The sequence below is a fragment of the Bacillus yapensis genome (assembly GCF_005280205.1).
Taxonomy (GTDB): domain Bacteria; phylum Bacillota; class Bacilli; order Bacillales; family Cytobacillaceae; genus Robertmurraya; species Robertmurraya yapensis.
Map to the genome: position 1 here is coordinate 18,178 of NZ_SUND01000011.1, position 14,403 is coordinate 32,580.

At 38.7% G+C, this 14,403-nt stretch carries 10 protein-coding genes; all 10 read right to left on the minus strand.

Annotated features, from left to right (window positions below; translation table 11 throughout):
* Position 1 precedes the first annotated feature (1 nt).
* Positions 2–883, minus strand: coding sequence for a DUF6282 family protein (locus tag FAR12_RS13695; RefSeq protein ID WP_126409227.1), 882 nt, complete (start codon positions 881–883; stop codon positions 2–4).
* Complete coding sequence (locus FAR12_RS13700; RefSeq protein WP_126409228.1) at positions 880–2,751, minus strand: TRAP transporter permease; 1,872 nt, start codon at positions 2,749–2,751, stop codon at positions 880–882. Before FAR12_RS13700 ends, FAR12_RS13695 begins: the two co-directional genes overlap by 4 nt.
* 69 nt (positions 2,752–2,820) lie before the next feature.
* Positions 2,821–3,807, minus strand: a complete 987-nt coding sequence (locus tag FAR12_RS13705; protein ID WP_126409229.1) for a TAXI family TRAP transporter solute-binding subunit — start codon at positions 3,805–3,807, stop codon at positions 2,821–2,823.
* 59 nt (positions 3,808–3,866) lie between these two features.
* Positions 3,867–5,483, minus strand: coding sequence for a UGSC family (seleno)protein (locus FAR12_RS13710; RefSeq protein WP_273701419.1), 1,617 nt, complete (start codon positions 5,481–5,483; stop codon positions 3,867–3,869).
* A gap of 127 nt (positions 5,484–5,610) precedes the next feature.
* On the minus strand, positions 5,611–6,951 hold the full coding sequence (locus tag FAR12_RS13720; RefSeq protein ID WP_126409232.1) for an MmgE/PrpD family protein: 1,341 nt from the start codon (positions 6,949–6,951) through the stop codon (positions 5,611–5,613).
* 70 nt (positions 6,952–7,021) lie between these two features.
* Complete coding sequence (locus FAR12_RS13725) at positions 7,022–7,777, minus strand: enoyl-CoA hydratase/isomerase family protein (protein ID WP_170972203.1); 756 nt, start codon at positions 7,775–7,777, stop codon at positions 7,022–7,024.
* Between the two features lie 226 nt (positions 7,778–8,003).
* Positions 8,004–9,896, minus strand: coding sequence for a sigma 54-interacting transcriptional regulator (locus tag FAR12_RS13730; protein WP_126409234.1), 1,893 nt, complete (start codon positions 9,894–9,896; stop codon positions 8,004–8,006).
* Between the two features lie 224 nt (positions 9,897–10,120).
* Positions 10,121–11,314 carry a thiolase family protein gene (locus FAR12_RS13735; RefSeq protein WP_126409235.1) on the minus strand — a complete coding sequence of 398 codons (1,194 nt, stop codon included), beginning with the start codon at positions 11,312–11,314 and terminating at the stop codon, positions 10,121–10,123.
* A 19-nt stretch (positions 11,315–11,333) separates the two neighbouring features.
* Positions 11,334–12,179, minus strand: coding sequence for a 3-hydroxyacyl-CoA dehydrogenase family protein (locus FAR12_RS13740; RefSeq protein ID WP_126409236.1), 846 nt, complete (start codon positions 12,177–12,179; stop codon positions 11,334–11,336).
* A 96-nt stretch (positions 12,180–12,275) separates the two neighbouring features.
* Positions 12,276–14,399, minus strand: coding sequence for an acetate--CoA ligase family protein (locus tag FAR12_RS13745; protein WP_126409237.1), 2,124 nt, complete (start codon positions 14,397–14,399; stop codon positions 12,276–12,278).
* Positions 14,400–14,403 lie beyond the last annotated feature (4 nt).

Below are 14,403 nucleotides of genomic sequence, written 5' to 3' on the forward strand. Positions count from 1 at the left end.
TTTAATCATTCCCATCAAGATCCAATAATTGGGCTGGATTTTGTTTGATCATTTGTTCAAGTTCTTCTATTGTAAAGCCTTCCTCCAATAGGCCTTGAACCATATCCCGGAAGCCTTCAAGTGGTGTCGGGTTATGAACCTGACCAAAATCTGTTGACATGATACATTTATCTACTCCAACTGCTTTTATAGCGGTTACATAGTCACTTATTGGCAAGCGGGAATGTTTTGGTCGTGTAGCAACCCAGCAATGGTCCATATAAGCACCCATTTTTGATAATATGATTTGGTCCTCTATGCTAAGACGTGTCCCTACTGATGGAGTAAGAGGGTGATTAACAACAAGTCTCGTGATCCCCATTTCGATAGCAGTCTTAAATAGTATAAAAATTTCATTTCTCGAGATATGACCTGTTGCTAAAATCATTTCATTCTCTTTAATAATTCCTAAAATTTCTATTATTTCTGGTAGTAGAATCCCTTCAGTATCAACAATGGAAATACTGTTTCTAATTTTCTGCTTCTTCGTATTCATATGGTTTGGATCATTTTTGGAAGAATAGGTTGGCATCCAAACAATTTTGGAACCCATTGCCGCTTCGATAGCCACTGCTTCTGGATTAAGTCCCCCAACACTTGAATCAAGCGTAATCCCGCCAATGGCCCTTGCTCCATCACAATATTTATTGGCGAGAAGAGCGATAGCCCCTGTACCAAAACTCTTATTCTTCAAAACAACCGCTCGCATCCCTACAGACTTTGCCTCTTTCAAGAGTTCAAACGCATCATTTTTTCTCTTTGTTAGTCCATCAGGTGCAAAATGGACATGAAATTCCACTGCATTCTTTAATAAACCACGAATCGTATTGTTCAGCTCCATCATTCCACAGCCTCTTTTACTGAGTTATTACTATTTAAATTCGAAGCCTTTGACTTTCTAATTTGGATCAGCAAATTTGCAACCACAATTAGGATGACTCCAATGATATCAGACAATAATCCAGGAATAACCAAAGTGACACCAGCGACAAGCATTAATATTCTCTCAACAATGACTAGATTTTTCCTAAACCAGCCAGTTGTTGCAGCTCCTATCGCAATTACTCCAATCGATGCCGTTAAAGTACTATAGATAATTTGTGGCCACGTACCTTCTCCCATCAATTCCGGCCCATATATAAATAGGAAAGGAATGATAAAAGCGGGAAGTGCATAGATAAACGAAGTCCAGCCAGTTTTAAAAGGTTTTGCATCTGAAATACCTGCAGCAGTAAATGCCGCTAACGCAACTGGTGGCGTAATAGGTGCAAAGCAAGAATAGTAGAATACAAACATGTGTGCAGCCAGTAACGGTACTCCTAATTGAACGAGTGCCGGCGTAGCTAAGACAGAAAAAACAATATAGGCAGGTGTAGGTGGTAGTCCCATACCAATAATAACCGCCCCAATCATCGTTAAAACTAATGTTAAGAATAGAGAGCTTTCACCAATGGAAAGCAATACACCTGATAGTTTTAGTCCTAGTCCAGAAAGTGTTATAATCCCAACGACAATTCCGGCAGTTGCACAGGCTACAGATACAACAATCATACTCTTGGCCGATGCAATAAAGGTTTCAATCAATAATCGAATCCCCATTTTCTTATCCTTGGTAAAGAAGCTGACGATGATTACTGCCAAAATCGAATACAGAGCAGCTCTAGTTACAGATACTTTTGCAAAAACTAAAAAGAAGATTAACACAAATAACGGAAGCAGGAGCAAAATCCCTTTTTTCAACGTTTCCTTTAAATCAGGAGTATCTTCCTTCGATAGACCTTCGAGCTTATTCTTGGCAGCCTCAAAATCAACCACCATGTAAATAGACAAATAATATAATAGAGCAGGGATTACAGCAGCAGTAACGATTGCCGAATAAGGAAGACCCGCCATTTCGGCCATTATAAATGCGCCAGCACCCATGACTGGCGGCAAAATGGAGCCACCGGTTGAAGCAACTGCTTCAACTGCCCCGGCCACTTCATTCTTATAGCCAACTTTTTTCATTAACGGGATCGTGAACACTCCCGTAGTCGTAACATTTGCTACTGGGCTACCGTTTACAGAGCCCATTAAAGCACTTGCAAACACTGCCACTTTTGCTGGGCCACCTCTTTTTCTTCCACCAACAGCCATGGCAAGATCAATAAATACTTGGCCCGCACCACCTTTTTCAAGAAATGTTCCAAAGATAATAAACATCGCAACAAATGTAGCCGCTGCTGCTAATGCTGAACCGAATACCCCTTCAGTAGTTAAAAACATCGTTGTCATTAATCGTGCAAGATCATAGCCTTCATGACCAAAATAGCCTGGGACTAGGAATCCAAAGAATCCGTAGGCTAAAAAGATACCTGCGATAATAGTCAAAGCCCAGCCCGTTACACGTCTACAAGCTTCTAGCAAGAGTACTACGAGAATCAAACCAAAAATGGTATCTGCATGATTGACATACCCAATCCTGCTTTCGATCGTTGGATAAGAAATATAAAGATACGTTATAGAAGAAATTACTCCAAGTAACGCGATAATATCGATAACTCTTAACCATTTTTTATTTTTACTAGTTGGATATAGTAAAAATACGAGTAAGAGAATTAATCCGATAAAAATCCCGCGTTGGAGAACTGGTGTGAATTGTCCAAAAGTAGCCGTATATACAGTAAATAATGAAGTCGCCAACGCAATAAAAAAGACTAACTTTTTAACCATTGTGTAACCTCCCTCGGTCAAATATTTGTAGATAAATCCATCTATCTCAGGTTCTCCACTCAAATTTTTCTACTTTAATACACCTTTTTCTTTATAGAACTTTTCAGCACCAGGATGTAGTGGGACACTTGTATAAGGGGCAATTTCAAGTGTTGACTCCTTCATACTTGCATGTGAATTGATAAACTGATCGTAATGTGTGTCATAAAGCATTTTTGTCATATTGTAAACAAGTTCCTCATCCAAGTCTGGAGCAACAACAATATCCGTTGGAACACTTACCACGGTTACATCCTCATCAATCCCTTTATAGGTGCGACCAGGTATTTGGGTTTCTCGGAAGTACGGGTATTTTTCAATTAGCTTGGAGATTTTTTCTTTTTCAAAAGGAAGCAATTCAATTTCATGAGATGTTGCAAGTTCTTGGATATTTCCAGATGGCAGTCCAACTGAGATAATAACTGCATCTACATTTCCATCAATTAGGGCCTCTGCTCCCTCTGTAAAATTGAGATATTCTGCTTTTATTTCTTTTTCAAAAGGAAGACCAAATTCCTCTAGGATAATTTTTGCTTTACCGGATGTACCGGAACCGGGTGCACCTACAGCAACGGTCTTTCCTTTCAAGTCTTCCATCGACTCAATGCCACTCCCTTTTAGTACTACAACATGGAAAGGCATCGAGTAGATTTGCGCTAGACCTGCCAATTCAATTGCTTTTCCTTCAAAAGACTCCAAGCCATTATAAGCATTGTAGGATGAATCTGAGCCAAGAAAACCAATTTGGGCTTGTTTTGAATCCATTAATCTAGCATTTTCTTGTGAACCTCCACTCGCCTCTGCTGTGAAGTTATAACCTTCCATTTCACTTAGAATAGAGGCCATTACCCCACCAACTGGATAATACGCCCCTGTCGTTGTAGCGGTAACAATTTTTAATTGATTCGTTCCTCCATCTTTTCCCGCAGCACTGCTTGAACATCCTGCAAGATAAGCGAAAGTTATGAATATTAACCCCGATAAACTAAGTTTGATAATACGTTCTTTGGTAAACATGTGAGATCCCCCTTTGTGTAAATGCTACTGTGAAAATAGTGTGTATCATGTAAAGACAGCTATTCTATTAATTTAGTAACCGTTCTACTCGCGGCACCAAATGATGGCATAAAAGTAGTATGGGCTCCAGCCCCACCAGCTACCAATATTTTTATATCCTCTAAATAATCAACCACTGGAACGGAATAATATTCTGGTACATTGGAAAACCATTTCTCTCTTCTCTTGAACAATAACTGCTTTCGTGTTTCCTCTGGAAACTGACTGATTGGAACACGTGCGTTGTCATACAAGAATTTCTGAACATCCTTCTTAGAGAAACCACATTTTTCAATCAATTTGGCATGTTCAGGAGAGAATACCAATAAGACTTCTCCACCAATGGTCATATTGTTAATTCCCAATGGGGTCATCGAGCCAGCTATCATAATCAGCAAATTCTGCGCAGTTGTACTGGTTTGTTCGAGAATATTATGAGTTCCTGCCACACCGAAAACACTAACAGTGCTTTCATTGGCTGAGAATCCTTGTTCGATATGATGAGCATTCCACGGATTATCCTCTTCATTCTCAGCAATACAGAAACTTATTTTTCCTGGTTGCCCTTGGGTTGCTCGATCCATTTCACCAGGTAAGGCTCCTCCAATATTTAACATACAAAGGCGAATGGCTCTACCAATCGTCAGATTCGCCATATTCCCTTGCCCAAAAACATTCGCCTTACTGTTCATTTTTAGTTCTTTTGCTATTGGTCCATTGACCACAATAAGTGGTGTAACCGGATTGGTTGTAGCCTGAATCGCATACAGGTTAAATCTTTTATCCAACAAAGCTTGAACAGCTGTAAGAACGACAGGAAAATAATTAGGTCGACATCCAGCCATGACTGCATTAACAGCTACCTTCTCAACCGTTGTGTTTGCCCATGCAGGTGGAAATTCTCCTAATGATTCGTAAGGGCTATGCGATGTATGTTCAAGCATTTCTTTTACCCTTTCAGGAACCGGAGGGATAAACGGCAATCCGTCTGACCATTTTTGGTTATAAAAGTACTCATTTACTCGATCAAAGAATTCGAGTGGATTATCCATTTTCATATCAAACGTTATCGGCTCAAATTCTTTTTCATGTGATTTACTCTCAGTAGTAGAAGAAGGCTCGGTTAAAGATTTGGCTATAGCCTCAGCAATATTTCCCCCATATTGGAATGCTTGCTCTGCTGATGCACTTCCAAGAGGATGTGGGACTTCTTTGATCACTAGATCTGGAAATCCTTTTGCCTCTGCTTCCATAACAGCCAATGGCTGAAAAACCTCCGAACAAATCGTGACTGTTGGAATTCCTAGTGTTTCAAAAGTAATTGAATCATGGACACTCCATGATGTGCAGGACCCTCAGTCACCTACTCCTGTTATGACAGCGTGATATTTTTCTTTAATTTCTTGCACCACTGGTTCAGGTACAGCCGTTGGGGTGTCAATTTTTCTAAAAACCTTTGTACGAATTCCTCTTTTTTCAAAATAATCCCTTATCCCAAAGAGAACTTGGTCGGATTGTGGTTTTAAATTATCTAGAAAGGCGATTGCTTTTCCTTCTAGCTTTTCAAGCTTTGAAACATCCTTTTTGTCCTTCATACCAGTTACGGCAACTGGATTTAAAACATCTATTCTTCCCATCTCTTCACTCCCTTTGAACTCAAAATTTATTTCAGTAGATACATATATTACAAGCAATTTTCATGCCAAGTTCAGCTTATCTGCAATTGTTTTCAATCATCTAAATATGTCAAAATATGACGAAGAGTTAGAGTCTATATAGAAAATCTAAATTAATGTCCTTATTGAAAATGTTATCAATGGTTTGTTGTGCCTTGTCTTCCCCCATAATTCCTTTGCAATTTCCTAAGAATTTCTCCTTCAACTTCTTATCATCCAATGGGACAGATGGCTCACCAAGCGGATTTGATACCGATTCAACCATTTTAGTACCGTCTTTAAGAGTAATTTCAATAAATGCCGGTCTTTCATATGGATATACTTGTTCAGCTCTTTCATCAATGTATATATCTACACGTTTTGCTAAATTTCTAATCAGGTCCGTAGAATTCTCCGGTGTAAAATGTTCAATTTCAAGCGATGGATGAACGAGTGCTAACGCCAAAGAATAAGGCAAACTCATCTGTGCATCAAGAAATGATTGGCATTCGTGATGACGATGTTTGTACGCTATGCTATTGACGCCTACTCTTATCGAAGTAATTTCAGTAAGATTCAAATTGGTCTTCTCTTTTATTTTATATATGGCATCTATAGATGAATGAAGATGTCTACAACATGGATGTGGTTTAAAATAGATATTCATTATTTCATGGGATGTACCCAAATCTAAAAATAACCGTTCTACTGATATATCTCCTCCAGCAAACGCTTGAAAGAATCCATTCTCTGATTCCAGAACTGATTTCGGTCCAGTTAACCCATTCATTGATAACTCCACTGCTAAAATGGCATCACGTGCAGCCTGACCAGGATGAATTCGTTTTACCTCTGAACCCGTACCAAGAAAAGCAAATATTCCACCAGCAAAGCTACCTGCAATCCCAAATGCATTGCGTACTTCCTCTTTTCCACACTTATTCAGTACGCAAAGACCGGCTACAGCACCAAAAATTCCTGCGATAGGCGTATTATGAAAGCCTCTCTTTCTAGATGAAGGATGGATAGCCGAAGAAATTCGTAAACAAATGTCATAACCAATAATGATCGCTCTCGCTAGTTCTTCAAAACTCGGTTTTATTTTCTGGGCCTCCGCTAGAACAGGTGGTAAGACCACTACGCCAGGATGAATAGAGCCATTCGTGTGACCATCATCTAAATCCAAACAATGTGTGCTCGTTCCATTTATAAACACTGCATTTGTTTTTGATAGACCTTTTTCATAGCCAATTGCGTTATAATCTCCTTCTCCATCTAAATTTAAAAGAGTTTGAAATACTTGGTTGCTTACAGCTGTTTTCGAACCAGTTATGGCGCAACAAAAATAATCTAAGATAACTCGTTTCACTTGATGAACCAATTCTTCATGTAAAACGAGATTAATAGAGTCTGCCACATACTCAGCCAATTCTTCCGTAACTTTTCTCATGTTTAAAGGAACTCCTTTCCTACGAAACACATGCAGTATATGCCTGCTTATCTTTTGAAAACGCTTTAATTTACCTTTTTGAAAAAAACATATTTACCGCTTCCTTATGTTCATTCGTACCTTTTATGATGGTTTGAATATCCACTTCTTTTTCAAGTACTTCATCAAGGCTAGCCTGTTGAAAACGATTGATTATCAGTTTAGAGGAAATATAGGATTGTATAGGGCCTTTGATTAATTCCTGGGCCTTTTCAAGTGCTCTGTTCAATAACAAACCATCTGGTACAATCTCTGTGACAAACCCATATTCATATGCCTCTTGAGCGGTTAGTCTTTTCCCAGACCATATCCATTCTTTTGCTTTCCATTCACCTACTCTTCTAAGTAAGTGATAATGTAAACCTAAGTCTGGAATTAAGCCTACATTCTTAAAAGATAAGACGAATTTAGCATTTTCATCTGCAATGATGATATCCGAAGAAATGGCTAAGCTCATTCCGGCCCCTGCTGCATATCCATTTACAGCTGAAATCGTAATTTTAGATAAGCCACGAATTTTCTTAATCATATTTGCGGATGCTTCCATTCCTTTTTTTACTTCTATCGGATCGTAGGAAAGCTTCATGGCTTTTACATCTCCACCAGCACAAAATGACCTTCCTCTTCCAGTGAAAATAACGACTTTAATCGAGTCATCGTTCTCTATTTGGGCTAATACTTTGCCCAATTCTTCTTTTAAGGTTTTACTTAAAGCATTTAAAGAATCCGGTTCATTTAAGTAAACGATGGTGATCCCTTCCTGACATACCACTTCTACACTTTTCACTAACACTTTCACCTACCTAATATTATAGGATAACCAGCCCCTTATTTTTTTCTTATATAACCTAGCAAGATCTGTGCCAACATTTTCTTATTTTTAGATTGCTATAAATAAAGGAGCGAAAATTGCGTTTCAAAGATTCGAGTTCAATATTTAAACACGGATTCAATAGCTGTTCATTTTCAAAACATTGTTCATTTATCTAATGAATGGTTCATTCAAATCCATATTATCCATTTAGCTTCTTCCATAATGTTGTTCTACTTATTCCTAATTTTTCTGCCACTAGGGTACGATTTTGATTGTAGCGTTCTAACATATTGTGAATTACTTGCTGTTCAATTTCTTCCATTGTTCCTAAGCTTACTACTAGTCCATCCTGAGCCTGCTGTGTGCGAGCATCCGATTCAGTCTCCATTAAAACTTCATGAACAAATTCCTTGCCTAAAAATTTTGCATTTGATAATCTAAGCTGAAGTCTCTCCACGATATTCTCCAACTGTCTAATATTTCCTGGCCAATGATAAGAAGTGAAAAAATTCCTTAGTTGCTCTGGGAGATCCTCAAAAACGCTTGCTGCTCCTTGTTTCTTCATTAACGAATTCACCAAGAGTGGAATGTCTTCTCTACGCTGAAATAGTGGTGGAATTTCTAGATGTAAAACACTTAATCTAAAATAAAGATCCAATCTGAACTTCTCTTCTTTTACCAAGTCCCAAAGTTTCCGATTCGTTGCTGCAATAATTCTTATATCCACTGGGGTAACACGATCTCCCCCAATTCGCATGACAACCTTTTCTTGTAATACCCTTAGTAATCTTGTCTGAATATGAGAAGGGATTTCTCCGATTTCATCTAAAAAGATCGTTCCCCCATGCGCGAGTTCAAATAACCCTTGTCTCCCTCCCCTGTTCGCCCCTGTGAAGGCTCCTTCGGCATATCCAAAAAGCTCACTTTCTAAAATGGATTCCGGTAGAGCTGCACAGTTAACTGCTACAAAAGGGCCATCTTTTCTTTTACTTGCATTATGTATGCTTTGCGCAAAAAGTTCCTTTCCGGTTCCACTTTCACCAATGATCAAAACGGTGGAATCAGTTCGAGAATACTCTGTTGCTAGTTGGATAACATCATCCATCTTTTTACTACGATGAATGATGTCATGAAAAGAATATTTCGCCACTAAACCCTTTAAGTGCAATTCCCTTCTAATTTTGTTTTCTAATTTCTGGATTTTACTTATTTCACGACAAGTGATAACGGTTCCAATTCTTTTCTCTTCAACTAAAACAGGCTCAAAGGTTACGTTAATATTCTTTCTCGTAAAATTACCTCTGCTCGTATAAATCTCTTTTTCATGTAGAAAACTTACTAGCTGCTCATCTGCAACTTCGTCTACATTCTTTCCTAGTACATCGACTGCTTTCAGGTTCAATATTCGTTCAGCAGCAGGATTACATGTTTCAATTTCTCTATCTCCATTAATAAACAGGATTCCTTCCTCAGAAGCATTAATGACAGCATTATGACGTACTGCTTTTTCCTTGAGAAGAATCCGATCTTCCGCTACTTTGTTGGCTAAGATAAGTGTTCTTTTAATGGTTCGTTCACTGGCGGTGAGATACATACTTTTCATTCCATGGCTCTTGGCGATTTGTGCAGAACGAATACCACCACCTAGTACGACATCAATCCCCATTTCCTTCGCAACTTTAATTTGCTGTTCTAGTTCCTCTGTTGAGTTATATGGAAGAATCGTGACTTCAAATCCAATCACTTTCATCATGTCTTCAAAATTAAAAAGGAATCCTTCTTCTGGATATGTAATAAAGCAAACTTTTTCACCTAATTGCTTGGCTCGAATAAATCCTTGTAATATATCAAACTGATCAGAGTCATGATTTACAACCGGCAAATCGACAATTTCCCTAACAGCTTTAGCTGTCCCTGCTCGGCTAATAACAACTTCATAGTTTCCATTGTCAACCATTTCTTTTACTTTTTCAGCTGCCTCCGTTAAGATTCCTTTTACAACTGTTACTTCAATTTGCAGTTCATTGGAAACTTTTTCAATCATTTCTACTAACTCTGGATAACCAGCAGTCATGATAAGTTTTGGACTCATCTAATATCCCCTTTCCATATAAGCTTCAACGCGTTAGAATTTTAAACACTGATGTCCAAATTTTCAACTAAATTACCAGTTCATCGTATCATATATTTTTAGAAAATTTAAATTTTAAAACAAAGATTCAACAAAAAAAATACATCTTGCATGTGTTTTACACTTACAAGATGTATCGATTTAGGTATTCAAAATGAATTTTATTTAAGAAATAATCTCTATCATTATACTTGGAAGTTTTCCACAATTGTTGTTATCCCAAGGCCACCAGCAATACATAGTGTGACAAGGCCATATTTTTCGCCACGTCTTTCTAGTTCATGGAGTAGCTTCGTCATGAGAATGGCTCCAGATGCTCCAATTGGATGACCTAACGCAATGGCTCCTCCATTGACATTTATTTTATTGATATCCGTATTCCATTCTCTAAGCACAGCCAATGATTGGGCAGCAAATGCTTCATTCAATTCAATTAATCCAATATCATTAATTGTTAATCCTGCCATTTCTAACGCTTTGGCAGTAGATGGAACTGGACCAATTCCCATGATCTCTGGGGAAACCCCTGCTGCTGCTTGAGCAATTACCTTTGCCTTAGGTTTCATTCCATACCTGTTCGCAGCTTCCTCAGACATAACTAAAAGGGCTGCCGCACCATCATTTCTTCCACTGCTATTACCTGCTGTGACCGTCCCGTTTTTCTTAAAAACAGGTTGGAGAGTGGACAGTTTTTCTAGTTGCGTATTTCGAGGATGCTCATCAGTATTAAAAACAATCTTGTCTTTTTTTCTAGAAATCTCATAATCTATTATTTCTTGTTGAAAAATTCCTTTTTCTATCGCTTGGATCGCTAGCTCCTGACTTCTTAAAGCAAATTCATCTTGCTCTTCACGAGAAATATTGTATTTTTCCGCTAAATTTTCAGCCGTATACCCCATAGTTATGCTTCCATATTGATCAATTGGTTGGGAACGCGGTTGACTTTCCGTATTTGGATCCAATATTTCTCCATTTCCAGCCCCAAATCCAAAACGTGCATTCCGGATGTAATAAGGGGCCGTGCTCATGCTCTCTGCACCACCAGCAATAATACAATCGGATAGTCCACATTGAATCTGTTGCACAGCATTATTTACAGCTTGAAGTCCTGAACCACATTGTCGATGAATCGTATAAGAAGGGATCTCTACAGGAAGTCCTGCTCTAAGGGAAGCCACTCTTGCCAAATTTGGTGTATCCGTACTTTGTTTCCCTTGTCCTAAAATTACTTCATCTACCTTTTCTTTCTCTACTCCTGTTCGATTGATGATTCCATCGATGACTTTCGCAGCAAGATGATCGACTTCTACCTCTTTTAAACTACCACCTAATCTCCCAATGGCCGTTCGAACCGAATCCACGATAACAACATCTCTCATCCTTGTTCAACCCCATCTCTTAGTTATAGTTATAGAAACCGATACCCGATTTCCTTCCAAGTCTGCCTGCCTTTACATATTTAATCAGTAGAGGACAAGGTCTATATTTTTCACCCAATGTCTTATAGAGATATTCCATATTACGAAGTCGGGAATCAAGTCCGACCAAATCTGCTACCTCGAGTGGACCCATTGGATGATTTAAGCCTAATTTCATGGCTTTATCAATATCTTCAGCAGAAGCAACGCCTTCCATTAACATGTTCATCGCTTCATTTCCAATTAGACAATTCATTCGGCTCGTCACGAATCCAGGAAACTCGTTTACTTCCACCACTTCTTTTTTCATCCCTAAGGCGACTTCCTTCGCAATTTCATAGGTCTCATCCGTTGTATCTAGACCTCTCACAATTTCTACTAGTTTCATTTTGTGAGCTGGATTGAAAAAGTGCATCGTAATACACTGTCCTGCTCTCGACGTTTGAGCGCCTATTTCAGTAGGGCTCATAGTAGAAGTATTAGTGGCCAAAATCGTATGTTCAGGACAAATCTCATCAAGCTTTTTAAACACTTCAATTTTTACATCCATTCGTTCAATAACAGCTTCAATCACTAAATCGACATCCGAAACGGCTGCCTCCATGCTTGTTGTAAAATTCAAGTGTTGTTGAATTTCATTTTCTGCTTCAGGATTTACATAACCCCTTGCAATCGATTGTTTTAGTTCCTTTTGTATATAAGCCTGGGCATCATCCAATGCTTTTGTGTGGATATCTTGCAAATAGACCTGATATCCAGCTAAAGCAGCTGTGTAGGCAATACTTCTTCCCATCACGCCAGATCCAATAATCGCGATTTTTGTCACATCAAACTTCCCCTTTCAACTTTCTGTATAACTTCCCATGCGGTATCATGTAGTGAACTATTAAAAGGGAGAAGATTTCTCCCTCCATTCCTTTTGCTATTGCTTTTTCTTCAAAATTTCACTGTATTTAACCAGATAATCCATGACACTCACGACTCTTTCTGGGGTCGGATACACTGGAAGATTTTCTTTGCTATATAAGGCCATTGCTTCAGGAGCAATCATTTCTGCACCAAGTCGACCAATAACTAGCGGTTTATCGTGATTCTTGAATACATCAATTAATGATTGGGCTATGATAGTCGCACCTGGGTCAGCATTAGTCGTTAACATAACAATGACACCATCGATATCTGAATCCTGGATAAGCGTTTCCACTACTTTCTTGAACATCTCAGGTTTGGCAATCACTTCCGCCGTCACGTCAACTGGATTTTGTGCTGAACCAAATGGCGGGATATATTCTTTTATTTTCTCTGAAGTACTTGTTAATTCAGGAACCTCTAGCCCACGTTCAGAGCATAAATCTGCAATAATACTACATGCCCCTCCAGAAGCTGTTATGACACCTATCCTCTTCCCTTTTGGTAGTGGTTGTACGGTAAAGGCATGTGAAACATCGATGATTTCATCTAATCTCTGAATTCTTAAAGCACCAAACTTCTTAAATGCAGCTGAATAGACAGCATCATCACCAGCAATGGAGCCGGTATGAGATTGAACAGCCCTTTTTCCAATGCTTGATCGACCCGTTTTGAAAACAAGAACCGGTTTTTTAACTTTTAATGCTTTCTTTGTTGCCTGTTCAAAAGCTTTTGGATTCTTAAGACCTTCCATAAAGATTGTAATGACCTTTGTTAATTCATCGTCTGCCAAGACTTCTACAAAGTCAGACGTAGATAAGTCTGCTTCATTGGCCACACTAATCCAACGACTGAACCCAGCCCCCTGTTCCCAGGCACGGCTTAACAAAGCACTTCCCATCGCACCACTTTGTGACACGAATCCGATATTGCCTGGAAGCTTAATTTTTGATTCAAGCGCCGCACCAAAGGCCGTGTAGATATTTTTACTTGGGCTCGCAATGCCAATTGAATTTGGGCCGAGAACGCGAATATTTCCCTTTTTAGCAAAATCCAAAACTTGTTCTTGAAGCTTTTTCCCTTCTTCTCCAACTTCTGCGAAACCAGAAGAATAAATAATGGCCGCCTTCACACCTTTTGCAACACATTCCTCCATTACTTTCGGGACATGACTTGCTCCGACAATAATGCAGGCTAATTCCACTTCTCCTGGAACATCTAATAAGCTTGGATAGGCTTTATATCCCTTAATTTGTTCAGCCCCAGGATTGATCGGATATAATTCACCTGTATATCCATTTTCAACAATATAGCGTAATAGTCTTCCGCCATTTTTCTTTTCATTTGTAGATGCACCCACAACAGCAATGGAGCGTGGATTAATCATTTGATACACATGGGATAAATCTCGATCAAGGCTGTTTCCTTTTACCTGTTCTCCCATTAAAATTCGAACATCACAGATAACTGCTTCATTTTCTGTAAATATAACCGGATTCAAATCCAATTCTTCAATTTCTGGATGAGATTCTACTAAGTCATTTAAAGATAAGCAACTTGTGTATAGTAGCTGTTTGTTAATTCCACTCCTTCCTCTATACCCATCCAATATTGGAAAACTTTTTAGTTCCTTCATCATTTCATCTATATCTTGAATAGTGACCGGCATCATTCTCATGGAAAAATCCTTCATGATTTCTACGAGCGTGCCGCCAAGACCTATTATTAATTGATGACCAAAGGTTGGATCTTTTTTAATCCCAAGAATTAGCTCAATTCCTTTCGGAGCTAACTCCTGCACTAGGACTCCTTCTAACTTTGCATTTGGATTATATGTTAAAGCGTTTTCAACAATTTCCTCATAAGCTCTAAATAGTTCTTCTTTATTCTGAATAGCTAATTTTACAATCCCTGCCTCTGTCTTATGAACAATGTCTTTTGACATTCCTTTTAATACAACTGGATATCCGATTGCTTCCGCAAACTCTTTTGCTTCATCTTTCGTCTTCGCTAATTTGGATTTAGCTACAGGAAGCTCAAATTTTCTTAAAAGCTCGGCGCCTTCAAATTCCATCAGGAAAGTATGAGCTTTTGCTTCGACGACATTGGATTCTACTACTATATTATTTTCAGCCAACTCA